We start from the raw sequence: 24,478 nt of genomic DNA, 5'->3' as shown, positions 1-24,478 counted from the left end.
ACACCTAATGTTTGTCTAGCGTGATCATTCGCCTTTTGTGAGACATTTTGAATAGCGAAACCCGCTAATACTAAATTGGAAACTACTAAAAATACTGTAAATAATATTAGCGACTTCCCTTTCCTTGCTTTAACACTTAAAAATGCTCGTTTGATAAAATTCATTTTCCTTACCTCCTTGATAGCTATACTATAAATGGGTAACCTGTAGTTTATATGGAGATACTGCGGAGTTTATCTAGAGATTTAAATATTAAATGAACAAAAAATAAGCTTGTTTCTCAAAATGCGAGAAGCAAGCTTATTATATTTGTAATATTTCCTTTTTTATCTCTTCAATAATTAATATGCTTGTGCAAACCAAACTGTATGCTTTGCTTCATTGTCACAGCAAATACAAGTAGTCTTCGTAGTTGGTGGGTTAAACGGAATGTTACGTGAAGTATATTTTGTCTCTTCTTTCACTTTTTCCTCGCATGTATCATCTCCACACCATCCAGCAAGAATCCAGCCTGGTATCGATCCGTTTTCCTTGGACGTGTTAATATGCTGCTGTAATTCCTGCAGTGTATCGATCGTTGTATGAGCGTTCTCATCACGGAATGTGCGTGCTTTTTCAAATAAACGCGTTTGCATCGTTGTTAGTTCTACCTCAATGGCTGCGATAATGTCATTCAGGTCAATGGAATGCTTCTCATCTTCATCTCGTGCTTTTAACAATGCCTGGTTTTTCTCTAAATCACGAGGTCCTAGTTCAATACGAATCGGTACACCTTTTAATTCCCATTCGTTAAATTTGAAGCCAGGTGATTGGTCCGAATCATCTAATCGAACTCGAATTCCCCTCTTCTTAAGGGCTGCGAAGATGTCATCTAGTTTCTCCATAATTTCAGGGTTCTTTTTCCATGGACCTACAGGTATTAAGACAACTTGGGTTGGTGCAATTCGTGGCGGTAAAATAAGACCCTGTTCATCACCGTGAACCATAATGACAGAACCGATTAAGCGTGTGGATGTCCCCCAAGATGTCGTGTGTACATGTTCATGCTGATTGGCTTTGTTTAAATACTTAATATCAAAGGCTTCAGCGAATTTTGTCCCTAAATAGTGAGAGGTACCGGCTTGTACTGCCTTGCCATTTTTCATCATTGCTTCGATTGAAAATGTATCAACCGCTCCTGCAAAACGTTCTGAAGGTGTTTTTTGTCCATCATAGACAGGGATTGCAAGTAAATCCTCGACTACCTCTTTATAGATCGTTAACATTTGCATTGTTTCTTTACGTGCGTCTTCTTCATCAACATGCGCTGTATGGCCCTCTTGCCACAAAAATTCAGATGTTCGAATGAACGGAAGTGTTTTCTTTTCCCAGCGAAAAACATTTGCCCATTGATTAATGAGGACCGGTAAATCACGATAACTTTTGATCCAATTTGAATATAAGTGTCCTATCATCGTTTCGGATGTTGGACGAAGTGCTAAACGTTCTTCTAATTTCTCGCCTGCTGCCTCTGTTACCCAAGGAAGCTCTGGTGAGAAGCCTTCGATATGATCTTTTTCTTTTTGGAAAAAGGATTCAGGGATTAGCATCGGGAAATAAGCATTTCGATGGCCTGTTTCTTTAAAACGGCGGTCCATTTCTTCCTGAATATGTTCCCAAATCTCATAGCCGTCCGGTTTAAATGCGATACAGCCTCGGACCGGTGTATAATCCATTAAGTCTGCCTTTTGAATTGTCTCAATGTACCATTTTGAAAAATCATTTTGTTGTGTCGTCATGTTCTTTCCTCCATTTCTGCAAAATCAAATTCGCCTTGGTGAATTTGTAGCTGTCGCTTCACTTTCGTATAGTTAAAAGCTCCATAACATCCTTCTATTTCAGTATAAAGATAAAAAGCACAAAGCTGACCTCTAAATAAGGACATCTTTGTGCCAATAATGTCTGAACATTCTTGTCCATGTACAACTATTTAAAGACTTAGTCACAAAGACCTCAATCTTTAATGGCTATTTGAAGGAGCAGATTCGACATTTCCATAATTTTTTCAGCCGTCAATCTACCTGAACGCATCACACCATATACACCATGGGCACTTTGAGACCAGTGTCCAGTTAAATACAATCCCTTAATTGGCGTTTCTGGTCCAAACATGTCTGTTCCGATTCGAATAGTATTTTTCATCCATCCATAAATGGAACCCCCATCATTAAGCGTAAATCGATGAATAGTTCTTGGTGTAGCAAACTCATAAAAATGAAGTCTTTCTTTAATACCTGGTATTTTCTTTTCCAACATATTTAAATATTTATCTGCAATAAATTCTTTACCTTTTTCATCTCTTATTTTTTCTAAATAATGTGAATCACAGAGTGACATAACATTTATGATAGAATAACCTGCGGGCGCTAAGCTTTTCTCTGATACTGATGGACAGCAAAATGAAATCACTGGAACATTCTCACTATTAAGAGGATCAAAGCAAAAATCCATAGAATTCTCTATGTTTTTCTCGGATATATATACAGTTTCATGAGAAAAATTCGTTTGATTCCAATCCTCATTTTTTATCACACCGTACAATACAACTGCGGAATAGGAATTTTTTAGATTTCGCAATTGTTTTCTAAAGGATTGCGGCAACAGTTTTTCATCCATCATTTGAGTGAAAGTGTTTTTTAGGTCTGCATTTGAAATAATGGTCTTAGCTCTATAATGATTTCCTCTATGATCAACAACACCCTCTACGTCCGAACCATTAACTAATATTTTTTCAACTTTTCTATTAACTATTACTTTAGATCCGTTCTCTAGTATATATTTTTTCAATACATTACTTAATTGTTGTGAATTACCTTTAGGATAGAACGCTCCTCCGTTGTAACTAGACATTATATTTATCATTTTAAAAGTTGACAGTTCGTCAATAGAAACTCCTGCAAATAAAACTAATGAACTTAGAAGTAATTTGATATGAGGGTGTGTAAAATGCTCATCTAAATATTCCTTAAATGAAGTTTTTTCTAATTCTATTATCCTTTTAAGCACTTCGGTATTATAATTTCCTTTTAAACTACCAATATATTTTATTTCGTCTATCACGTTTCTAATAGATGTTTGTTCTTCTGGAAATAATGTTTGTAATAGACTTTTGAATTTATCTAATTCTCCGGGAACAGAGAATAATTCATCTTCTATTTTTACTGTAATCATTGGATCAATTTTGGTGAATTTAATTTGATCCAATAAACCTAATTTATTATATAAATTATAAATTTCTCCTCCTTCTTCCCCTCCGCCTATTACATGAATAGCGCTATCAAAGATATAATTAGATCTCTTAAAAGTATGAGCTAAACCACCTACAAAGTAGTGTTGTTCTAGAACAAGTACCTTATACCCTGATTGAGTTAATAATGCGGCAGATGTTAAACCAGCTAATCCAGAACCAATAACGATTATATCGTACTGATTATTACTATTATTCATATTTTACTCCTTTGTTCAGTTTAATTTATTAAGAATATTCATTGGATATAGTTGCATTAATATAGAGGTAGCATTCCCATAAAGATTTTATTTTTGAAAAAACAGTGGCAAAATCATCAACAGAATCGGATGATTTTTCCAACAAATTAATTTAGTCGATGCAACGTATTATTAAGTTGGATCAAATTTTAGAACTACATTTATGCCAGTTTCATAGCTCGTTTTTTCATTTTTCCAATTCATAATTTATTGTAGCTCTTTTATTAGCAAATAATGAAAAAACTATATTCAATATTAACGCGAAAATTGGAAAAGCTGATGCAAAGTAAAATACCTTTGACAACGATTCACTTGCAATAGGACTTAATATTAGCGAACCTAAAGACACCCCTAAATAGGACATTAAACCAAAAATAGAAAAAGCATCTGTTTTAGCCATATTGTCCTTTACTTGTGCAATTCTGTTGTAAAAAAGATTCATTAGTCCTCCATAAGAAGAACCAAATACAACAGCATTTATTATTAATAATACATAATTATTTGTATCACCTATTAAATAGGTACTAATTGTTATTAATAATATAGTAATCGGCACTACTATTTTTTCAGAAATATAAGAAGTGATTGTCAACGTATACACTTGAGATAAGAGAAATGCCAACCAAAAAAACAAGTAAAATATATCGATTCGCAAGTTAACTCCTTCTAATAATAATGGCATATAGGCAATAACAGCCCCATAACAGAGAGAAATTAATAGAAAAGCTATATAATTAATTATATAATCTAAGCTAAATACATTTTTATTTATATGTTTTATTCTACTACCTAATTCAATTGGAACTGCTTGTTTTTTAATGAAGAAACTTGTTAGTACAGTCGTAATTGCTACACTAAAGAGAAATAAGTATAGATACATCTTATTTTCAATACCATAAAATAAATATAATCCTAAAAATGGAGCGGTAGCCGATGCCATTCCCATAAAAGAATTATGAAGACCAATACTTAATTTTTTATTATCACCTATATTAACAATAAGTGTAAGTAACACAGGAGAAACAATCCCAACCCCTAAGCCTAAAAAAGATGCACCAACATAATATAAAAATAGACTATTTGCATCCAATACTAATAGTCCAAATCCCATACAATATAGTATTAAACCTACCTTCAATAATGATTCTTCATTAAAATGAACTTTCAGTAAAAAAAACCTAACAATAAGTAATGCAGCCATAAATGTTCCTAAAACATATCCCGAAGTTGCTGCAGAATTAGATATAGCGAAAACTAACAACGGTAGTATAGAGGTTAATAAGCTAAACAGAAAATTAAATATGAAAACGATATATAATATTTTTTTCAATATTTCACCCTTTTCAATTAAATACTTTCGTTAACACACGTACGACAAATTTACCCATATATTTATTTCTTATAGAAATGAAGGAGTTTGTGTCAATTAATTGGCAACCAATACTTTTCTTTGTATCATATGTTGTTGGTCCACAATACATTTTTTTAAATCCATTGTTTATGGCGTAGTCAATTGAAACGTAATATAGATTAAAATATGCAAAACATGAAGTTGAATGTTTATAATCCATCCCTACGTGTTTGAAAATTAGATGATCATTGTCTTCTACCAATAAAGCAAAAGCAATTATTTCTCCCTCAAATTCGATAATTACCCACCTATAACAATCGTTCATATTGATCCAATTACTAAAACCTTCTTCTGAATAATTGATTATGCTCGGAACAGCGTCATTTCTTAACGCTGTGTTGTTGTATAGTTGGTAAATTTTTGAGTAATCTTTTATTTCATCACAATTACATATATATATTTTCGCACCATATTCTTGTAGGATTTTTTGTTTGTTTCTTACATCCCATCTTTTTTTCTTTTTTAAACTTTGGAGATAGTCATCGAATGTATTATACTCTGTGTTCAATACAGTATTAGGGTAAAACGGGATTCTGACAAAGTTTTTTTCCTTTAATTTTTGATTGAGTAATTCGTCATAAACATTACTTACAAACACTGAATCACATTTAATTTGATCGTAAATTACATTTCTACAGGATACAATGAACTCATCCAAGAATAAGTCATTTTTCCCATGTATTCCTTTAAATGAAGATAGCGGATTTGTGATAAAAACGACTTTAAATTTTAAAGGATTTAAATGGACTTTATTTAACGAATCTATTGCTTTTTTCATAGAACCCGACATAAAAGTTCCTACATCTAATTTTCTAATAATATAACCTGTTGAAAAATATAAGATTTCACCATTTTTTTCCCCAACCAAATATATTGGTTCATAATCATTTAGCGTCTCTTCTAAAAATAAGAACCAATTTTTAGAGATTTCACTTGAATTTAAAAAGTGTGATTCAATAAATCCAGCTTCATCCTTATAAATATCTTTATATTTCCTATATAATTTTATTTCCATTATATAGATAAACCTCCATCCACTATTAGGTTTTGACCAGTAATATATAAAGATTCATCTGAGCTAAGAAATCTGATAACACCTGTTATATCTTTTGTCTCTCCGAAACGGCCTAAAGTAATATTAGGCAAATATTTTTCTTTATTTATGTTTTCTGTCATTTCAGTATTAATAAATCCCGGGCTAATTACATTCACTCTTACTCCAAATGCCCCTACTTCTTTAGCTAATGTTCTAGTAAGAGAAATAATTCCTGCTTTAGATGCAGAGTAATTTGTTTGACCAGGAATTCCTATTACACCAGAAATAGAGGAAATGTTTATGACTACACCACTTTTTCTTTTACACATTTCTTTTAATGCAAATTTACAATAGTTAAATGTTCCATTTAAATTTGTTTCTATAACTGAATTCCAACTTTTTTGATCCATAAAACTAATGGTCTTATCCTTTGTAATCCCAGCATTATTAATCAAACAATCTATTTTTCCATGTTTTTCACATATGATCTTGATGATATTTTTTGCTAATTCATAGTCACTTACATCTGCTTGAAAAGAATAAACATTATTATTTTCTTCTTCGATTTTCATTGCCTTTTCTTTGCTTTTATTATACGTGAAGTATACAATCCATCCTCTAGAAGAGAAACTTTTTACTATTGCTTCCCCTATTCCTTGTGATCCGCCTGTAATAAGAACTACTTTATCCATTAAGCTAATCCTCCTCTTAGTTCTCTACTAACAAACAGCAATTATTACCATATTCATTTGTTTCTACTATAAGTGATTGGCCTTGACTAAAGATTCCAATTAATAATTTAATCAATCCCGAAACCGCATAAGTTGTTCCTATATACGTGAATGGATTTTCTACTTTTATTCTTAAATTTTCATTTTCTATAAAATTCAGAATACTAGAATCATTCTTGTTGCCTGAACCATATATTATGTTATTTATGTTAGTTGTACTTTGGATGATTTGACTAACTTTTTGATCAATCATACCTTCTTTGTAGGTATGTTCCATCCAGGACAAAGTGTCATTTATCGTACCATATTTATGTTTTTTTGAAGATTTTTCTAAGATAATGGAAACAGCCATTTCAGTCATTTTATAATCTTTATTTTTAAGGTTTGGAGCTTCATTATGCAAGACAGCTTGTTCAATATCTTCAACAGCTACTACAATAGCTTTATCTATAATTCCGTTTTCAATATAGCTTTTTGCTTGAATTATTGCATCAATTCCCGATGTGTTTCCGGTGTTCACTGTACTATTAATTCCTTTAATATTAAAAACAATTGACACCCAACCAGATATATTATTTAGTACTGTATTCGGAAATTTAAGAGGACTGACAGATTCAGGACCATCCACATATACACTTTTAAGAAAATCATTAATATTATTTAAATAACTCATCGAATTCCCTACAAATACGCCAACTCTTTCTTCATCCCAATTCGTATCTAACGAATATCCTGAATCTTCAATCGCTAATTTAGTCGCTGCAATAGCCATTTTGGTCGATTTAGGAAGTGTTCGAAGACCTTTTTTACTAATATATTTTTTTAAATCAAAATCTTTCAATAAATTTATATAAGCAGCTCCAGTTTTAATGTTTTCAACAAAAGTTTTAGGCATATCTCCCCATGGTGATATACATCCAATTCCAGTGATTTCTATTTTAGTATCCAATTCATTCACCTTTTCTACTTTTTGAATTTTTTGAAAACTACACTTGCATTAGTTCCTCCGAAAGCATATGAATTATTGATAACATAATCCATATTAAATTCCCTTGCTTTATTAGGAATACAATCAATTTCACATTCTTCATCCGGTGTTTCAAAATTTATAGTAGGTGGAGCAATATTCTCTCCAATAGCTAAGCAACTTACAACACTTTCTATAGAACTGGCAGCACCCATTGTATGTCCTAACATAGATTTAATGGAACTCGTAGGCTTCTTGTTTCCGAAAATACTATTAATTGCATGTGATTCCACACGATCATTCGCAGGTGTCCCCGTTCCATGAGCGCTTATATAGTCTATATCTTCAGGTGTAATTTTTGCATAATTTAATGCATTCCTTGTAGATCGTATAATTCCTAATGATTCTGGATGTGGCGATGTAATATGAAATGAATCAGAACTTACACCATAACCAACAATTTCTGCATATATTTTCGCGCCCCTTGCTAAGGCATGTTCCAATTCTTCTAAAATCACACATGCCGAACCTTCAGCTACTAACATACCTTTTCTATTTTTATCAAAAGGTCGACATTTATCTGGTGATATAGCTTTTAAACGATTAAATCCATAGTAAGCAACCGTAGAAAAAGGATCCGTTCCTGCTGCTATAGCAACTTTTGTTTTATTTCTCCTAATTTGTTCAAATGCTTGTATATTTGCATAATTCCCAGCAGCACATGCATTTGTAATTAATGAGGATTGCCCCTTTAAATTAAATTCTTTTGAAGCATAAACAAGCATATTTTTTAATTGGTTTTGTTCTAATAATATATCAGAGCTTATTTTCCCTTGATAAATGTTAAAATCGCTTATTTCTACAGTAACTTCTCCCATAGTTGTACCTATGTAGAAATCTGCATATTCATATTGTTGTTCTTTTAATTTTGAGTCTTCAATCGCTTGACGCATACTAGAAATTAGTAATTGCGAACCCCTTCCAATTTCTGCAACATTATTAACAAAAATATACTTAGAAGGATCGAAATCATGTATTTGTCCTCCAAATTTCGGACCTGCAACTTGTAAATTATTTTTTTTTATTTCAGTGATTCCTGATACACCATCTTTACATGCAGTCCAAAAGTCATTTATATTCTGACCTATAGATGAAGTTACGCCTAGACCAGTGATTACTACTCTTTTCAAGCTTTTTCCACCTTTCACATCTGTTTTATTGTAAAAGTTAAACTTCCAGTTGCTACAATTTCATCATTTACATAAATGGTTCCATCGACTATTGCTGATTCAAGTACCTTTTTACGAATATTTACATGGATAAATAATTGATCACCTGGTACTACAACTTTTTTAAATTTTATATTTGTATGATATAAGACAGGAGTTTTATTAGTTTTTGTATCATTACTATTATTAAATTGATTGAATAGAATGATACTTGCCTGTGCGATTGATTCTGTTAATAAGACACCTGGATAGATTTTAAAATTAGGAAAATGCCCAATAAAAATTGGGTCATTTCCACTAATATTTTTTATGGCGATAATTTTATCTTCATTTAATTGGATAACTTTATCTAACATTAGCATTGGAAAGCGTTGTGGAATTAATTGCATGATTTCTTCTATAGACATTGGTAAAGTTTTTATCATAGATTTGCAACCTTTAAACTATTTAATACTGATAATATTTCATTTAATGTTCCGAAATTTGGAAGTTCACTTTCTGGAATTTTTATATTTAATTCTTTTTCAATAGTAGCCATAATTTCTAATGCCATCATTGAATCAGCCTCTAGTTCTTCCACCAAATCCGTATCCATTTCTACTTCATTAACTTCCACTTCTAAAATTTCTGCAATAATTCCTCTAATTTTTTCAACTTCTTGACTATAAACACTCATTATTTAGCCCCCTCATAAATATTTAATTTAGCTTTATTAACTTCTAAAAGCATTGGACATTCATTAGAAATACCTTCATACATTTTGAAATCGCCAATCTGTTGAAATCCTATTCTTTCATAAATTGGTTTACCATCTTCAGAACTTTGAAGATACACATGCGTAATTTTTAACTCATCTACGATTTCTCGTAATTTTTTAAGTATTTCGAATAATATTTTTCCTTTAATGCCAAAATTATTTGTTTCATGATCATCAACAATTATAAAACGCATAGCCTCTGCGTACTTATAATTGCTGTCGCTTTGTAAGTTATGAACGCGCTCAATCATAAGTAAATCATTCTTTTTAACAATTAATGACATTGTTCCTACTAATCGATCTCCCAAATAACAACCAATATGCAGTCCTTCATTATCAAAATCATCTTTTAGTTGTCCGTCTGGATAGAATTCTTTAGGAGCTGCTTTTTGTTCTTCAACAAATATTTTGTATCTCAACTCAAAATATTCTTTTAACTGATTTGGATCTTGAATTAATCGCGATTCTATCAAGTAATTCACCTCCTTTAATCGGAATTTTCTAATAATACAAACGGGAAATTTTCATTTTTTACCTTTTTTGTTATTTATTTTATATTTCCATAATTTATATATATTTGTAAACTACCACTTCGAAATTTAATTATAAAATAATGGTGTTTTATACAAAAATGTCACAAAAATGTTGTTTTTAGTATTTTTATCGTAATTAACTAACCTATACAACAAAATATAGTTATGGTGTTCATTTCAGATGTCATTAATGATTAAAAAAGAGAGTTTTTTACCTAATATTTACTTCTCTGTTTTTATATGATAAATTATAATTATGAACGATTGATAAGTCAATCATTGATGAAGAGAGGTTTCCTATGGTACTTTCAGATAAACAAAAGTCAAATATGATAGTAAAAAGAAAAAAAATATTAACTGAAGCAATTCACTTATTTGCGGAGAAAGGTTTTGAAGGTACTAAGATTCAAGAAGTTGCAAAAGCTTCTGGAGTCAGTTTCGGAAGTGTCTTCACCTATTTTGAAAATAAAGAAGCACTTTTTCATGCTGCAGTTGTTGAACCTTTAAAAAATTATGAAGAAGATATTTTGAATTTTAATCCAGAGGAAGAAGATCTTATTCAAGAAATAGAATCCATGATTAAAAAACAAATAAAAATCTTTGCTAATTCTGGCTCTTATTTAAATTTGGTAGTCTTTATTATCGCTCAAAATAAAAAATATAAGGATACCTTCAAGGAACTTGATTTATTTAACATTAATTTTAGAATTAAGCTTATTCATCTTATAGAAAATGGTCAAAAACAAGGCCTATTATATAAACAAAATCCTACTTATATTGCTACAGCCTATACAAGCTTATTAATGGGTTTACGATTAAACTTAATAGACGATCCATCGAGTAATATGTGGGAAGAATTATCCCCTTTTGCATTGCAGTTATTTGGACCTGTAAAATCGAAAAATGAGCTATAGATTTTATAAATCGATAGTTTATCTTAAAAATCGACAAAGAGTGTTGCCCCGAAACCATCGGGGCAACACTCTTTGTCGTGGAAAATGTTAGGAATGAAACGAAGTAACGCTAAAAAGACGACTAATTCGTAGTCGTCTCGCTAGTTAAACCTGGTCCGTTTCTATCAAGCTAGATTTAAACTTTGAAATTATTTACATATTATTTAAGATGGATTTTGTGAATTCTACCACCGACAATGGTTTGCTAAAATAATATCCTTGAACATACTCACAGCCATGTTCACGCAGCACCTTCAATTCAGCTTCTTCCTCGACACCTTCAGCTACAACTTGTAGGTTTAAAGCATGTGCTAATGAGATAATTGCGGAAATCATTGCGATTCCTGATTTTTCAGGCACAATGTCACGAACAAAAGCACGATCTATCTTTAACACATCTACTGGGAATTTCTTTAAGTAATTAAGCGATGAATAGCCCGTCCCAAAATCATCCAAAGAAATTGTGATTCCCAGTGATCTTAGCTGCTCAATAGTGTTAATCAGGTCTTCAGTGTAATCTAGCATACTCATCTCAGTAATTTCTATTTCTAATAAGTGTGGATCTATTTTTGTTTCTGCAATAACTTCATGTACCATTTCGACAAAGCCTGTCGTACTAATATGAATCGGAGAAATGTTTACGGCAACACGTAAGTTTAAATTATGTACCTCGTTCCAAGCGCGTGCCTGGGCGGATGCTTTTCTTAACACCCATACCCCTATATCATTTATAAGCCCACATTCCTCAGCAAATGGAATAAAGTGATCCGGAGGTATATGACCAAGTACAGGATCATGCCAACGAAGTAAAGCCTCCATGCCAATCATTGTATTCGTCTTTAAATTAATCTTTGGTTGATAATGTAATTCTAAAATATCCTTTTTTAACGCTTGATGTAATTTTGTTTCAAGTAGTAGCCATTTATCATTGATTTCATCCATAGTAGGTCGATATAAGCGATATTGATTACCACGGGAAGATTTCGCAGCATACATAGCGATATCTGCATTTTTCAATAATTCCTCCGCAGAGTTTGCATGATCTGGAAAAATACTAATTCCAACACTAATACTTGCGTAAAATTCATACGTATTCACAATAAAACTCTCATTAAAGACGCTAATTATTTCCTCAGCCTTCTCCTCAATACGGTCAACATCGTTTAGTATAATTACAAATTCATCACTATTGTGGCGGTAGATAGAATTCGATGTGTAATCAATGTTACGTAGGCGATTCGCCATTTCCACTAAGAATAGATCCCCGATGATATGACCAAGTCCATCGTTAATGTTTTTAAAACGATTTACATCAATAAAAAATAACGCAAACTTCTCACCTGTACGTCGAGATTGATGGAATTCGTTTTCTAAACGTTGCTCTAACTTACGACGATTTGGTAGCCCTGTTAATTCATCGTGATAGGCAATATGAGTAATCTTTTTTATATCTTTCTGTGCAGTTATGTCGACTCGAATAGCAATATATTGATATGGTTTACCATTGTCATCAAGAAAAGGAAAAATCGTCGTCTTCACCCAGTACAGACTACCGTCCTTTGCGCGATTACATACCTCGCCATTCCACATGTCACCCTTACCTATCGTTTTCCACATCTCTCTAAAGAAAGATCGTGGATGGTAACCTGAATTCAGTAAACGGTGATCTTGCCCTAATAACTCTTCACGTGTATATTTAGAAATTTTGCAAAAATGATCATTAACAAACGTAATTTTCCCAGTTCGGTCTGTAATTGCTACGATGATTGAACTATTCATTGCTGAAAAAATATCTTGTAATTCTTTCAGACTATAGTTAACTTGATTAATACTACTAGGCGTGATATTCATCATTTACATTCTCCGTTCATTAGAAGGGTTTGGTACTTTTGCTTTATAAAAAGCGGGGTATAAAGTTATGGGATATCGCCCTTTATTATGTAATTACATTATAGTATTAGAAAAGCAGTTAATTCAACCCAAATATTAAAGCGGTTAAATCTATATTTAAGTGATTTTTTTAGAACGGACTCAAAAACAAGGTCTTTTAACTCGTTTAATACACTTGTTTTGGAATATATTAAGTACTTTAGTCTATTTGTATGTTATGTTTAGCCTATTTATCTTTCAACCGAATAATTGTTACTTTTAGATACTTGAATAATTACTTCATTTATGATGAATATCTAAAATACCTTACTGTCATAACGAGGCAGTAAGGTATTTTATAAGCTAAGAGACTTCATATTCTATTGGACCTCCCAATGTTTTGGCTCGTTCATTGTAGGCATCAAGTTGCTCCTGAGATAAGTTCAACATATAATAGTGAAAATTGATGGGCTCCAAACCGTGTTTTTCACATACTTGTCGATAAAAATCATAGCCTTCGCGATATTTTGTCATCCTAATAACTTCCTTCCATTTGTGCAACTTCATAATAATAGTCTAATTGTTCTTGTGATAATTGATTTACATAATAATAGAAATTGATGTGTTCTAAATCAAATTGTTCACACTTCTTTCAAGCAATTTCGCCTTAGTGTAATTGATTCTGGATTTTGAATTGTGATCGCACAATTCATTCCTTTGAAAATCCGCGACATCACATCTTCAAAGGTGAATGTCTTCTACTGAATGAAGTTAAAATTTCGTATCCAATTTTATAATGAGACATTCGCATTATCCTCCACTTGTTATATAACAGATTAATTATTTTTTAATAATATATAACAGTTTCTTTACTATGTCAATGAATTATCTGATATTTCTTTCAAATAGTTGAAAGCCCAGTCCATTATAGTTAGTATGGCTGGGCTTTTCATAAAATATTCACGTCGGCGTCCGTTATAATCACATCCTTTAATATTAAACCTTTTAAATACCTAGTTGTTTTGCTTGCATATTATAAGCTGAAAGTTGCTGCTGTGATAACTGTAGCACATAATAGCGGAAAGAAATTGGCTCTAAACCATAACGCTCACACATCTCACAATAAAACTCATAACCATCACGATACTTTGACATTTGAATTCCTCCTAAAATTAAACTGTCTTATAACAGTTGTTATTATTTTTTATTAATATATAACAGATACTTCATTTCGTCAAGCTTTACAATTTAAAAATATCCTTGAAGTATTACTTTAATGAAATAACAAAAGCCATTGTTTTGAAAAAGATTGATCAAAACAATGGCTCCCTTTATTTCAAATATAATACTTCAGGAAAGTACCTCTACCTTTACTTTTAGTTTTATATCTACAGGAGGCTCTTCCTCTGTTACACGGTAAGTTATGACATAAGCTCCTTTTGGAAATCCTTTAAATAACTTTTCAAAACTTTCGTTGCCGTTTAAAATACCATTTGCAATTATTGCTTCTTTATCTACATTTTGAATTTTGTAGTAAAACCTTTTTGTTCCAGTATTGGTTGCGGATATTTTAAATGGAAAATCCCACTCATAAGTAAAATATGATTTACTTTCACCAAGCGGAGACGCTACTTCTTCATTAATTACAATAGCGCGAGAACTTCCTGTTGATATATCGTCAGTTTCCTTATTAGTGATATCTACGACAACAGGTTCATCTTCTTTCTCCTTATGTGTTGTGCTATCCGAGACAACAGGTTCATTTTTTACAGCCTCTGAAGTTGCATTTTTAGAGGGTACTTCTGTTTTAGATGAAAATGTATTACACCCTGTTAAGAGTATAATAGAAGTACATAGAATAACTAACTTATAAATTCTCATAACTTCTCCTAACTAAAAATAGTAAATAATGATAATTATACCATAAAACGAAAAAAAGAAGGAAAGGCTCTTTGTCCTTTCCTTCTTTTCTATGTCGCTATATCTCGAGCGTCAGCAACAACACGATGCAGGTCAGTTAGCCTGCCTTATTAGTGATAAAGCGATTACACTATGAATATTGCATTGTTAGCTCAATATGAAATGCTTATGTAGTTAATAGTTGTAATAACAACTTTCTGGTTTGTTCAAAGGTTTTATATTCCTGAAAGAAATCTTTATAGGCTTCAATTGTGTCTTCAAAAAAACGATATTGTTTATAGTAATCAAAGAAAGATTTATGTAACATCTCAATTTGATTTTCTGGGATGTTAGTTATGTTGTCTGCTAAAACATAGCTTAAAGTTCCAGCTATATTCATACAATAATCATTAAAATCAAACTTTAGTTCATTTTCTTCATCTGATAAAGTTAATAATTCTGCACGAAAATCTTGTTTCATTTTTTCCATATCTCTAGATGGAAATGGCTTTTCTAATTCGCTTTTAATTTCAGTAAGTTGTTTTAAAATACTTCCCATTTATTTCTCCCTTTTTAAGTATGGTATTTATCATGTTTTTACCTTTAACCAACCAGCCTGCACAAATAGTTCATTAAAACATTTAGTCTCATTGTATTATACTAAATGCTCATCTAAAGTTTTTAAAATTTTTGTTTTTTAATTCCAAAAAGCATACGGTGAGTCTGATTTTTCAAAAAAACACATTAAAAAAGCCCGATTTCTCAATATTTATATCGAGAAATTGGACAATTCACCATAAATTTTTCAATAAACGGAAGATCATTTTAGGGATAAATATTAAAATGTTCCAGATTATTTCTAAAGCGATTGAATTTTTAATCGCTCTTATTAATTCTTTAATATAATATCGAGCTTCGCTTTTTTTCATTCTTTGTATTAATTCTTTAATATAATTTCGAGGTTTGCTTTTTTTCATTCTTTGTATTTAGTCTCCGGGAAGTACATTAGTGCTCAACTTTTATGAATGCTTTGATTTCTTTTATTTGTTCAATATGTCGTTGTTCATGAATAGAAATTAGTTCTATCCATTGATCGAGAGGTAGATCGCCAAGAAAAGGATGTTTATAGGATTTTTCTGTTAATAAAGATGGATCGTCAATTGTATCGAGGAATGTTGTGAATTTTCCTCTCGATTCGTCAAGTAACTCAATAATTTGCTGAACTGTAAATAAGTCTTCAGCTGGAACAACAAATTCCGGTGCTGGGACTTTCTTTGTTCTATCTGCGATAATAAGAATATTTTTACGTTCCGCTTGCTTACTATCTTCTTGTTTTAATGCCCACGCAATCAGTCTTATAAAAGATGCCTCTGTTAAAGTTAAGTGATGGCAAACTTGGGCTATACTCCAACTGTTTGCATCAGGCTTAGCGTTGAATTGAGTATCACTTAATAATTTGATCTCCTCTACTAAATTGTTTCTTGTTTCACATAGTTGGTCATTAATTAATTGACTCATAAGCTACTCCCCTTATCAAACGATTTTTGATTCCTATTCTGTATATGTTCCATACCATGTAAAATATTCTATAGATGAAGTGATTTCCCTTTAATATTTTGAAAATTATCTTGCTCGAACAATATTGAATGGATTGTTTTCGAGTACATGTTGCAGCTCTTCATTTTCAATATGTGTATAGATTTGTGTTGTTGCCACACTTGAGTGACCCAATATGTGCTGAAGACTTCGAATATCCGCTCCTGATTTATACATCATTGTTGCGGATGTATGTCGTAGCTTATGTGGCGTCAGTCGTTCTTTTTGGAGTCCAGATTGTTGATTAATCCGTTTAACGATTTTTGCCACGGTTTGACGAGTAAATCGTGTTCCTTTTTGTGAGATGAATAGGGGCTCCTCTCCCTCACCTTTATATGTTGTCTTGCCGCTATTTTCATAGTCTGTAAGTGCCTGTACACAGCTATCATTCAAATAAACAGTCCGCTCTTTATTCCCTTTCCCAACAACTGTTAAGTAGCGCCCTTGTATGGATGACTTATTTAGCTGGCAAAGCTCTGTTACACGAATCCCTAAATTTAAGAAAAACATCATCATACAGTAGTTTCTCGGTGAAGCACGATTTGGCTGGATCCCATCGATAAATTGCGTCGCTTCCTCGATATTCATATAGATAGGTCTTTTCCGTCCGATTTTTGGAGTTTCTAATTCATCTGCCGGATTTTCCTCTATAAGACGACGTTTTCCTTTTAAGTATTTAAAAAATGACTTCAACGTTGCTACTTTACGCGCTCTTGCTGATGCAGAATTTCCACGCTGTACCTCGCAATATTCCATAAACAAATATAAATCTTCTAATGTCATCTCACGAATTTCTTCTATTGAAATAGTAGAAATATCTATTCTCGTTAAATTTGATAGTTCATGATCATTTTGAATGGCTATGTAAAAACGGAAGAATAATGTCAAATCATATTCGTATTCTTTTCTAGTACGTTGAGACTTCCCTTTAATCGTCGTTAAATAAACTAGGAAATCTCTCATTATTTTTGGTAGCTTAGGCTTTTCCATAAAATCACCTCTATTTGCTCTATTTTACCACGAAAAAACGTTCCCAAATATAAATTTGGGAACTTTATGGTGAAAAAAATGATATTTTTTAATAAACGAAACATACGTTCTATATTTAAGTAGCAAAAAAGATGATTCCCTTTTAGAAAGAAAATCACCTTTTTTTAAAAGTTTTCATTTTTTAGGCATAAACCGAGAAAAAAATGAATATTTAAATCTAGTGGACTAAATGAACTATGCAATGTGAGACGATTCGAAAAATGAAAAGATGGGTAACTATACATGTCGATTCCTCTCACAACACGCTTGGTATTATTTGGAATTTGTCAATTTTGGGCGCATTTTTTACCTATAAGGCAACGAAGCGGCCATTAAGCCAGGACAAAATCTGTTTACGAAATAAAGATGCTATACGTCCCATCTACTTGTTTGGCTAAAGACCAATTAGTTGATAGCATACGTTGAAGTTTCTCGATTGTTTCCTCATTACAAGTTAAATGTTGGATGCCTGCTTCTAATAATTGATAATCCTTACCTTCTTCTAATTGGAAGTGAAGATATAGTAGACGTTGAATGCCTGGCAAAGTTACATATTTAATACGGTAGTTACCATGCAAAGCGTCCAAAAATAATTGTTCCCCTTCTTGAAAAAGTGCCATTGTTTCGGAAAATTCATAGTTTGGTACTTTTTCCTGCCAAACTGATAAATCCCCTGTTTGCAATGTACGCACAATCTCCTCATTAGTAAAATCTAATTTCGAAAGCTTGTCTAGCTCATAAGCTTGCATTAAATTAATGGTTGTCATTTTTATATCTCCTTTAATATGTATTCATTTTTAGTGTAACACGTTTTCTCTACTACTTAAATTCGGAGGGCGATCCATATGATGAAGTTTTACGAATCTGGTTTGTTTTTTGATGAAATGTTAGATGGCAATCAACCGAAGCCTCATTATCGGTCTTTCCACCATAAGCTCAATGCATTCACAAAGGACCAATTAGAGGAAAAATATCAGCAAGCACAATCTAGTTTCCTTAAACAAGGCATTACATTTACCGTATATGGAGCACAAGGTGGAACAGAACGGACAATGCCCTTTGATTTTATACCTATTATTATTCCAAATGAACAGTGGCAAGAAATAGAAGCTGGGATGAAGCAACGTGTAAAAGCGTTAAATTGCTTTCTACATGATGTTTACCATGAACAATCTATTTTTCAAGATGGGCTTATTCCGAAAGAACTCGTTGAAAACAATCCGTATTATTATAAAGAAATGCTTGGTGTAAAAGTACCTATCGATAATCATATTTTTTTAGCTGGTATCGATTTGATTCGTGATGAAAATGGTGTTTATTACGTGTTAGAAGATAATTTACGCAATCCTTCAGGTATTTCCTATGTTTTTCAAAATCGATCTGTGATGAAGGAAGTGTATCCTGAATTTTTCTCTAAACATACGATCCAGTCACTCGACAAACAAATGACCTTTATGAAAAAGGCACTTCTTGCTCATAGACCGCCTTGTATGGAGCCAAATAGAGAACCTAAAGCTGTCCTTTTAACAGCTGGCATGTATAATTCGGCCTATTACGATCATGTTTTTTTAGCACAGCAGCTCAATATTCAGCTTGTTGAAGGCCATGATCTAGTGGTCCGAGATGATAAGGTGTACATGAAGACTATCTACGGTCTTGAACAAATCAATATTATTTATCGTCGAATTGATGATGATTTCCTAGATCCTGTTGTTTTTCGTGAAGATTCTTTACTCGGAGTTCCTCATATTATGGAGGCTTATAAAGCTGGAAATATTGCTATTTTAAATGCAGTTGGTAACGGTGTTGCTGATGATAAGGCGATGTATGCCTATGTACCTGATATGATTCGTTACTATTTGAATGAGGAACCTATTTTACGTAATGTGAAAACTTATCATCTTGCTGATCATCGACAGCTAGATTGGGTTCTTGAGCATATAAGAGAGCTTGTTATAAAAAATGTTAGTGCCTCTGGTGGCTATGATATGCTTATTGGTCCACATGCGAGTGATGAGGAAATCGCTATTTATAAAGAAAAAATTATGGAGAACCCACATCAATACATTGCACAACCAACGATTAGTCTATCTAGAGCACCAGCTTTCCAGGATGGAAGATTTTATCCTTGCCATGTCGATTTGCGTGTTTATGTGATGAAGGGTGAGGATATTTATGTGCTTCCTGGAGGTTTATCACGTGTAGCATTAAAAGAAGGATCTTTAGTCGTGAATTCTTCACAAGGTGGAGGAGCAAAAGATACGTGGATATTAAAGGAGGAATTACAATATGCTAAGTCGAGTAGCCGATGCACTATACTGGATGGCACGATATAGTGAACGATCACAATCGAATGCACATATATTACAAGTACAGCTGTTGAATATGTTGGAGCAATCTGGCAAAGAAAATGAATACATCGATCATTGGGAAGCGGTGTTGAATATTTGCGCCTCGAAGGAAGAATACTTGACCTTATATGAGTCGATTCGAGTTAATCCACTTATCGAATATCTACTCTTTTCTACTAATAACTGTAACGCTCTTCATGCTACTTTATGTGCCGTTAGAGAAAATGCACGTGTAACTCGAGATAGCATTCCCATTGAGCTTTGGGAATTGCAAAATGACTTTTATTTATCCTTACAGCAAGAACTAATGGAACGTGAAAGACCTATTCCACTTATCGTTCTTAACTCTTTTTTACAAAATGTTCGTAAAACTTCATTAACGGTAACTGGGCTTATCGAAGGCTCGATGGATCGAGATGTACCTTTTTATTTCATGCAAGTTGGGAAATGGTTGGAGCGTGCAGAAAAAACGATTCGTATGGCTTTAATTATACTGGAGCAACATAAGGAAATAGCCATCTCATTAGTAGAAGCGGACGGTTCGTTTTTACTTGATTTATCAGAGGCGACGGAGTCTTATTTACAAAAGCATCGCCAAACTAACTTACTATGTGTACTTCAATATTTATTACAAGATAAGCATTTCCCACGTTCAGTGATGTTTTGCTTACAAAAATTAGAGGAAGCATTTATTTGTTTAGAAAACGATCCGCTTTCAGCTAGATTTTTAGAGCTTCATGCTCCATTAGAAAATTTATTGTTTGCTATCATGAATATAGATGTTTGGAATAGTACTTTAGAAGAAACTATTTTATTCATGGAGGAAAAATTGTGTCAATGTATTGATTTAGGCAATACATTTTCAACAATATATCATTTATATGAACCCAGCGTACAACATTGAAAGGAATCAACGACAGCTCCCTATCAACAAGCAAGTCAGTAATTCAAAGGAAGCGGACACTATGAAATTCGAAATTCAACATACTAATATTTTTCAATATGAGTCTGAAGTCGATCAAAGCTTAAATACAATCCGCTTAAAGCCAAGAGGCGATGAGCGTCAGCGCTTATTATCCTATCGCATCGCCATTACACCTTCATCTTTAACGCGTGAGCATACAGATATATGGGGCAATACGGTTGGTACTTTTTATATACCAGAGCAGCATCAAGAACTTGAAATTCAAACGACCTCTATTGTCAGTATTCAACGTGCGCCATTTATTCATCGTATTCAATATTCACCAGAGATGCAGACGATTTTTCACTCGCAATTGTTTTATGAGCATTATTTGCCCTATTTAAAGTTTACACAATTTACGTATATGACGGAAAATCAGTTAGAGGAAGTATATCATGCCATTGGTCATGCTGAAAATCCTGTACTATTTTCATTAAATTTAATGCAATACTTATATTCGACTTTTGAATACGATCCGGATGCAACCGATGTGACGACAACGGCAAGTGAAGCCTTCGCCCTGAAGCGAGGTGTTTGTCAGGATTTCACACATGTCATGCTGGCGGTACTCAGAGCTAAAGGAATTCCAGCGCGCTATGTGAGCGGTTATTTATATGTGGATGAAAACTCCGCCTTGATTGGAGATATTGCAACTCATGCTTGGGTAGAAGTCATGATACCGGGAATCGGCTGGATTGGTCTAGATCCAACTAATAATGTTGAAGTATTAGAACATCACATTATTTTATGCATTGGCCGTGATTATTCCGATATAAGCCCTGTTGAAGGTGTTTATTCAGGTGGAAAGCATAATTTAACAGTTAAAGTGAGTGTCAAAGCATTGAATCATTTGTAACAAAAATGGGTACCGGTTTAAATTAAAACCCCTGATTCTTCTATCCTAAGCGGAAGAATCAGGGGTTTTGTTAAGAACTATTGTTTTGAAAATGAAAAATCTCAGTAATCCAACTGTTATTTACATATTTTCAACATTATTAAGTGTTATCAGACTTTTTATACAATACCCATTTCTTTTCCTATTTTCTTCAATTTATTGATAACTGTATTGAGCTGCTCCATTGTATGTGTTGCCATCACTGTAATCCGCAATCGGCTTGACCCTTTTGGCACAGTTGGTGGTCGAATCGCTGGAATAAAGACACCTTCATCCATAAGTTTCTCAGAAAATTGCACTGCTTCACGGGAATCTCCAATAAGAAGCGTTATAATTGGTGTTTCTCCCTCATTAACTACAAAACCGGATTTCTCCAATTTTAAACGTAAATACTTAGCATTATTCAGCAATTGTTGCCTTCGTTCGGGCTCATTTTGAATAATAGATATCCCTTCTCGCGCTGCTTCAATCGCACTTGGAGATAAACCTGTTTGGAAAATAAACGACCTAGCGTTATTTAATAAATAGTTCTTTGCAATTGCCGACGTCGCCACAAAACCACCCTCTGCACCAATCGCTTTACTCAATGTGCCTACTGTAAAATCAATCTCATCTTTCAATCCAAAATAATCAGCAGTACCACGACCAGCATTTCCTAAGACACCTGTCACATGCGCATCATCAATCATTATGTAAGCATTGTATTCCTTTGCTAGCGCAACTATTTCGGGAAGCGGAGCAATATCACCATCCATACTAAAGACGCCATCCGTCACGATTAACTTCTTTCCATCTCCACGTGATTGCTTCAATTTATGCTCTAAATCCACCATATCCGCATGTTCATATACAATAGTTTTTGCTTGACTAAGGCGACAACCATCTATAATACTCGCATGATTCCAAGCATCAGAAAATATAATATCCCCTGCCTTCATCACACTTGAAATCACGCCAATGTTCGCTAAATAACCACTGCTGAAAACAATGGCAGCTTCAGTTTTTTTAAAATCGGCAATTTCTGATTCAAGCTGTTCATGAATATCGAAATTTCCAGTTGTTAATCTCGAACCACCAGCTCCTGTACCGTATTTACTAATACCTTCAGATGCTTTCTTTTTCAATCGAGAATCTGTTGCAAGACCTAAATAGTTATTAGATGAAAAAAGCAAAAATTTCTTACCATTTATGATTACCTCGCTCTCATTGCCATTTGAAAACGAACGTAACTTCCTTGTCAATCCTTTCTCTTCTATTAATTGTAGCTCCCGTTGAAACCAATGATCCATTTTTTAATCCCTCCTAATGAGAACCGGTACGCTTTCTAAATAGTCTATATAAGATTCTAGTTCTACTTCATCGGACACAAAATAAACACGTCCCCCGCTTTCACAGCCCTCCCTTTTTAACGGTGTAATTCTGACATAACCAATGCCACGATTACTTACATATCCAGTCACGTAATCTGGATCATCAGACCAACATAATTCTGCAATTGTAAACGGAGAATTTGCCACTTTCGACGCCAGAGCCAACGCTTCACGTACACGCTCATTAAGGTCCCAAGTAGCATCTTGCCAATCGATTCGTGATACACGAACACCCTTTTGTCCTCGGTCGTCAAGCCGTAAGCCAGTTTTACTATTTAGGATGATTGCCCCACGGAGATTTTGATACCTACTAAGCTGATCAAAAGCAACATTCACTGCATGCTCCGAAACACCTAATGAGGTTAGTATTTTTCTTGCTTCACTATGGGCCTTGTCGATTGAAGCCGCCTCAACTGCCGTAATTTCTAAGGGAGGTATATACTGAATTTGATCAGGCGCTATTTTTTCAATGGTAATTTGAATAAAGTCAGCATCTCCACGTGAATGATTACTTGCTTTGTTCAATAACTGTTTTACAATTGGCTCTATCTGAGATTTACGACCTATCCGTTCACCACCGGATATATGCTTTTCGCCTAGTTCAGGATTTTTTTCAGCCGCACGCATTCGAATGCTATAACACGCTTTTAACATGATGATTACCTGCTACTTTCTTATTAATTGTATGTAACATTTTCGTTATGGGATAAACACTAACAGCTGTGATTATCATGCCTGGAATAGCCAAAACTAATAACGGTAAAAATGGAGTCCCTAACGTAAAAGCCAAACCAAATCGAGCAACCGTTGTTCCAATTGGGCCAGTCAAAACAAGTACCGGAATTGAAGTCCCAAATAAAACAATGAGTAGGCCTACAGTCAATCGGAAAATCAATGCGATCTCCACATTTAAGATTGAGTGTATACCTAGTAAAAATAAGATTAAACTTGCAATAATCCCCGCTAGAAAATATCGCTTAAACCCAAATACCGCTGCAATCGCAACTGCTATGGGTGCTGATAATTGAAATTCAGACCCAGGAATACCTGTTGGAATTTTAAACATACCTGTAACGATAATAAGACAAGCTAGCAATGAAATCTGAGCAAGATCATATGTAGAAAACTTTCGGACCATTTTATTCCTCCATGTTACTTTTTAAATTAACCTGAAATAACTTTATGTTATTTCCTCCTATTCTTAATTTGTGTTAACTTATATTTATATTAAGTTAACACAAATTAAGGTTGAAAAGTAGATAAAATGGTAGGATTTTTTATTAATTATGAAAATAGGTTTTGTTACTTATCAAATGTGTAAATAAAAACCCCTGATTTTTCTACGCTAAGCAGAAAAATCAGG

The 24,478-nt window shown here is 33.2% G+C and carries 25 protein-coding genes and 1 pseudogene; 4 read left to right on the top strand and 22 right to left on the bottom strand.

Going from position 1 to position 24,478, the window contains the following annotated elements; all coding sequences use genetic code 11:
* From B1B04_RS26215 to B1B04_RS15455, 11 genes and pseudogenes are all read right to left on the bottom strand, one after another.
* Positions 1-164: pseudogene (locus B1B04_RS26215) on the bottom strand (ABC transporter permease); the annotation flags it as partial.
* Positions 165-341: 177 nt separating this feature from the next.
* Complete coding sequence (proS, locus tag B1B04_RS15500; protein ID WP_079562342.1) at positions 342-1,778, bottom strand: proline--tRNA ligase; 1,437 nt, start codon at positions 1,776-1,778, stop codon at positions 342-344.
* Positions 1,779-1,992: 214 nt separating this feature from the next.
* Positions 1,993-3,486 (bottom strand): phytoene desaturase family protein, encoded by a 1,494-nt coding sequence (locus tag B1B04_RS15495; protein ID WP_079562341.1) that lies wholly within the window; start codon positions 3,484-3,486, stop codon positions 1,993-1,995.
* A 226-nt stretch (positions 3,487-3,712) separates the two neighbouring features.
* Positions 3,713-4,855 carry an MFS transporter gene (locus tag B1B04_RS15490; RefSeq protein ID WP_079562340.1) on the bottom strand — a complete coding sequence of 381 codons (1,143 nt, stop codon included), beginning with the start codon at positions 4,853-4,855 and terminating at the stop codon, positions 3,713-3,715.
* 13 nt (positions 4,856-4,868) lie between these two features.
* Entirely contained in the window at positions 4,869-5,951 is a 1,083-nt protein-coding gene (locus tag B1B04_RS15485; protein WP_079562339.1) for a peptidogalycan biosysnthesis protein, read from the bottom strand.
* A complete protein-coding gene (gene fabG / locus B1B04_RS15480; RefSeq protein WP_079562338.1) occupies positions 5,951-6,664 on the bottom strand; it encodes a 3-oxoacyl-ACP reductase FabG in 714 nt (237 codons plus the stop codon). The genes B1B04_RS15485 and fabG overlap by 1 nt, the downstream gene beginning before the upstream one ends.
* A 16-nt stretch (positions 6,665-6,680) precedes the next feature.
* Positions 6,681-7,652 (bottom strand): beta-ketoacyl synthase N-terminal-like domain-containing protein, encoded by a 972-nt coding sequence (locus B1B04_RS15475; protein ID WP_079562337.1) that lies wholly within the window; start codon positions 7,650-7,652, stop codon positions 6,681-6,683.
* A 14-nt stretch (positions 7,653-7,666) separates the two neighbouring features.
* Entirely contained in the window at positions 7,667-8,860 is a 1,194-nt protein-coding gene (locus B1B04_RS15470; protein WP_079562336.1) for a beta-ketoacyl-[acyl-carrier-protein] synthase family protein, read from the bottom strand.
* A 14-nt stretch (positions 8,861-8,874) separates the two neighbouring features.
* Positions 8,875-9,324: a 3-hydroxyacyl-ACP dehydratase FabZ gene (gene fabZ, locus B1B04_RS15465; RefSeq protein WP_240518311.1), complete on the bottom strand. Its 450-nt coding sequence runs from the start codon at positions 9,322-9,324 to the stop codon at positions 8,875-8,877.
* Positions 9,321-9,575 (bottom strand): acyl carrier protein, encoded by a 255-nt coding sequence (locus tag B1B04_RS15460; protein WP_079562335.1) that lies wholly within the window; start codon positions 9,573-9,575, stop codon positions 9,321-9,323. Before B1B04_RS15460 ends, fabZ begins: the two co-directional genes overlap by 4 nt.
* The gene (locus B1B04_RS15455; RefSeq protein ID WP_079562334.1) at positions 9,575-10,129 is read right to left on the bottom strand and encodes an N-acyl amino acid synthase FeeM domain-containing protein; all 555 of its coding nucleotides are present in this window, start codon (positions 10,127-10,129) and stop codon (positions 9,575-9,577) included. Before B1B04_RS15455 ends, B1B04_RS15460 begins: the two co-directional genes overlap by 1 nt.
* Positions 10,130-10,488: 359 nt before the next feature.
* On the opposite strand from B1B04_RS15455, the gene B1B04_RS15450 reads away from it, so the two are divergent.
* The gene (locus tag B1B04_RS15450; protein ID WP_079562333.1) at positions 10,489-11,103 is read left to right on the top strand and encodes a TetR/AcrR family transcriptional regulator; all 615 of its coding nucleotides are present in this window, start codon (positions 10,489-10,491) and stop codon (positions 11,101-11,103) included.
* Positions 11,104-11,295: 192 nt separating this feature from the next.
* Here B1B04_RS15450 and B1B04_RS15445 read toward each other — a convergent pair whose 3' ends face one another.
* The 8 genes from B1B04_RS15445 to B1B04_RS15405 all read right to left on the bottom strand — a co-directional run bounded on the left by B1B04_RS15445 (position 11,296) and on the right by B1B04_RS15405 (position 18,302).
* Positions 11,296-12,996 carry a putative bifunctional diguanylate cyclase/phosphodiesterase gene (locus B1B04_RS15445; RefSeq protein WP_079562332.1) on the bottom strand — a complete coding sequence of 567 codons (1,701 nt, stop codon included), beginning with the start codon at positions 12,994-12,996 and terminating at the stop codon, positions 11,296-11,298.
* 378 nt (positions 12,997-13,374) lie between these two features.
* The gene (locus tag B1B04_RS15440; protein ID WP_079562331.1) at positions 13,375-13,545 is read right to left on the bottom strand and encodes a transcriptional regulator; all 171 of its coding nucleotides are present in this window, start codon (positions 13,543-13,545) and stop codon (positions 13,375-13,377) included.
* Between the two features lie 471 nt (positions 13,546-14,016).
* A complete protein-coding gene (locus tag B1B04_RS15435; RefSeq protein ID WP_004230023.1) occupies positions 14,017-14,166 on the bottom strand; it encodes a hypothetical protein in 150 nt (49 codons plus the stop codon).
* 195 nt (positions 14,167-14,361) lie between these two features.
* Positions 14,362-14,892, bottom strand: a complete 531-nt coding sequence (locus B1B04_RS15430) for a hypothetical protein (RefSeq protein WP_079562330.1) — start codon at positions 14,890-14,892, stop codon at positions 14,362-14,364.
* A 205-nt stretch (positions 14,893-15,097) separates the two neighbouring features.
* Complete coding sequence (locus B1B04_RS15425; RefSeq protein ID WP_079562329.1) at positions 15,098-15,469, bottom strand: YxiJ family protein; 372 nt, start codon at positions 15,467-15,469, stop codon at positions 15,098-15,100.
* A gap of 446 nt (positions 15,470-15,915) precedes the next feature.
* On the bottom strand, positions 15,916-16,428 hold the full coding sequence (locus tag B1B04_RS15415) for a DinB family protein (protein ID WP_079562327.1): 513 nt from the start codon (positions 16,426-16,428) through the stop codon (positions 15,916-15,918).
* Between the two features lie 105 nt (positions 16,429-16,533).
* Positions 16,534-17,496, bottom strand: a complete 963-nt coding sequence (locus tag B1B04_RS15410; RefSeq protein ID WP_079562326.1) for a tyrosine recombinase XerC — start codon at positions 17,494-17,496, stop codon at positions 16,534-16,536.
* 392 nt (positions 17,497-17,888) lie between these two features.
* Positions 17,889-18,302 (bottom strand): hypothetical protein, encoded by a 414-nt coding sequence (locus B1B04_RS15405; protein ID WP_079562325.1) that lies wholly within the window; start codon positions 18,300-18,302, stop codon positions 17,889-17,891.
* Between the two features lie 78 nt (positions 18,303-18,380).
* Between B1B04_RS15405 and B1B04_RS15400 the strand changes: the two genes are divergently transcribed.
* The 3 genes from B1B04_RS15400 (at position 18,381) to B1B04_RS15390 (ending at position 21,706) form a co-directional block, all read left to right on the top strand.
* Positions 18,381-19,871 (top strand): circularly permuted type 2 ATP-grasp protein, encoded by a 1,491-nt coding sequence (locus B1B04_RS15400; protein WP_079562324.1) that lies wholly within the window; start codon positions 18,381-18,383, stop codon positions 19,869-19,871.
* Positions 19,825-20,790, top strand: coding sequence for an alpha-E domain-containing protein (locus tag B1B04_RS15395; RefSeq protein WP_079562323.1), 966 nt, complete (start codon positions 19,825-19,827; stop codon positions 20,788-20,790). The genes B1B04_RS15400 and B1B04_RS15395 overlap by 47 nt, the downstream gene beginning before the upstream one ends.
* A gap of 61 nt (positions 20,791-20,851) precedes the next feature.
* The gene (locus B1B04_RS15390) at positions 20,852-21,706 is read left to right on the top strand and encodes a transglutaminase family protein (RefSeq protein WP_079562322.1); all 855 of its coding nucleotides are present in this window, start codon (positions 20,852-20,854) and stop codon (positions 21,704-21,706) included.
* A 158-nt stretch (positions 21,707-21,864) separates the two neighbouring features.
* Here B1B04_RS15390 and bioF read toward each other — a convergent pair whose 3' ends face one another.
* From bioF to B1B04_RS15375, 3 genes are read right to left on the bottom strand one after another with little or no spacing between them, the layout of a single operon-like run.
* A complete protein-coding gene (gene bioF, locus B1B04_RS15385) occupies positions 21,865-23,034 on the bottom strand; it encodes an 8-amino-7-oxononanoate synthase (protein ID WP_079562321.1) in 1,170 nt (389 codons plus the stop codon).
* A 3-nt stretch (positions 23,035-23,037) separates the two neighbouring features.
* Positions 23,038-23,769, bottom strand: a complete 732-nt coding sequence (gene bioW / locus B1B04_RS15380) for a 6-carboxyhexanoate--CoA ligase (protein WP_079562320.1) — start codon at positions 23,767-23,769, stop codon at positions 23,038-23,040.
* Positions 23,750-24,253, bottom strand: coding sequence for a hypothetical protein (locus tag B1B04_RS15375; protein ID WP_079562319.1), 504 nt, complete (start codon positions 24,251-24,253; stop codon positions 23,750-23,752). The genes bioW and B1B04_RS15375 overlap by 20 nt, the downstream gene beginning before the upstream one ends.
* Positions 24,254-24,478: the final 225 nt, after the last annotated feature.

This window comes from Lysinibacillus sp. KCTC 33748 (genome assembly GCF_002237755.1).
Taxonomy (GTDB): domain Bacteria; phylum Bacillota; class Bacilli; order Bacillales_A; family Planococcaceae; genus Lysinibacillus.
The sequence above is the reverse complement of the archived record's forward strand: the minus strand, read 5'-3'. Positions and strand labels throughout refer to the sequence as shown.

Coding starts and splice junctions, on each gene's coding strand:
- B1B04_RS15400 (WP_079562324.1), top strand. CDS start 18,381: ATGATGAAGTTTTACGAATCTGGTTTGTTTTTTGATGAAATGTTAGAT.
- B1B04_RS15425 (WP_079562329.1), bottom strand. CDS start 15,469: ATGGGAAGTATTTTAAAACAACTTACTGAAATTAAAAGCGAATTAGAA.
- B1B04_RS15375 (WP_079562319.1), bottom strand. CDS start 24,253: ATGGTCCGAAAGTTTTCTACATATGATCTTGCTCAGATTTCATTGCTA.
- proS (WP_079562342.1), bottom strand. CDS start 1,778: ATGACGACACAACAAAATGATTTTTCAAAATGGTACATTGAGACAATT.
- B1B04_RS15450 (WP_079562333.1), top strand. CDS start 10,489: ATGGTACTTTCAGATAAACAAAAGTCAAATATGATAGTAAAAAGAAAA.
- fabZ (WP_240518311.1), bottom strand. CDS start 9,324: ATGATAAAAACTTTACCAATGTCTATAGAAGAAATCATGCAATTAATT.
- B1B04_RS15445 (WP_079562332.1), bottom strand. CDS start 12,996: ATGATGAATATCACGCCTAGTAGTATTAATCAAGTTAACTATAGTCTG.
- bioW (WP_079562320.1), bottom strand. CDS start 23,769: ATGTTAAAAGCGTGTTATAGCATTCGAATGCGTGCGGCTGAAAAAAAT.
- B1B04_RS15395 (WP_079562323.1), top strand. CDS start 19,825: ATGCTAAGTCGAGTAGCCGATGCACTATACTGGATGGCACGATATAGT.
- B1B04_RS15485 (WP_079562339.1), bottom strand. CDS start 5,951: ATGGAAATAAAATTATATAGGAAATATAAAGATATTTATAAGGATGAA.
- B1B04_RS15390 (WP_079562322.1), top strand. CDS start 20,852: ATGAAATTCGAAATTCAACATACTAATATTTTTCAATATGAGTCTGAA.
- bioF (WP_079562321.1), bottom strand. CDS start 23,034: ATGGATCATTGGTTTCAACGGGAGCTACAATTAATAGAAGAGAAAGGA.
- B1B04_RS15440 (WP_079562331.1), bottom strand. CDS start 13,545: ATGACAAAATATCGCGAAGGCTATGATTTTTATCGACAAGTATGTGAA.
- B1B04_RS15495 (WP_079562341.1), bottom strand. CDS start 3,486: ATGAATAATAGTAATAATCAGTACGATATAATCGTTATTGGTTCTGGA.
- B1B04_RS15405 (WP_079562325.1), bottom strand. CDS start 18,302: ATGACAACCATTAATTTAATGCAAGCTTATGAGCTAGACAAGCTTTCG.
- B1B04_RS15410 (WP_079562326.1), bottom strand. CDS start 17,496: ATGGAAAAGCCTAAGCTACCAAAAATAATGAGAGATTTCCTAGTTTAT.
- fabG (WP_079562338.1), bottom strand. CDS start 6,664: ATGGATAAAGTAGTTCTTATTACAGGCGGATCACAAGGAATAGGGGAA.
- B1B04_RS15435 (WP_004230023.1), bottom strand. CDS start 14,166: ATGTCAAAGTATCGTGATGGTTATGAGTTTTATTGTGAGATGTGTGAG.
- B1B04_RS15460 (WP_079562335.1), bottom strand. CDS start 9,575: ATGAGTGTTTATAGTCAAGAAGTTGAAAAAATTAGAGGAATTATTGCA.
- B1B04_RS15415 (WP_079562327.1), bottom strand. CDS start 16,428: ATGAGTCAATTAATTAATGACCAACTATGTGAAACAAGAAACAATTTA.
- B1B04_RS15430 (WP_079562330.1), bottom strand. CDS start 14,892: ATGAGAATTTATAAGTTAGTTATTCTATGTACTTCTATTATACTCTTA.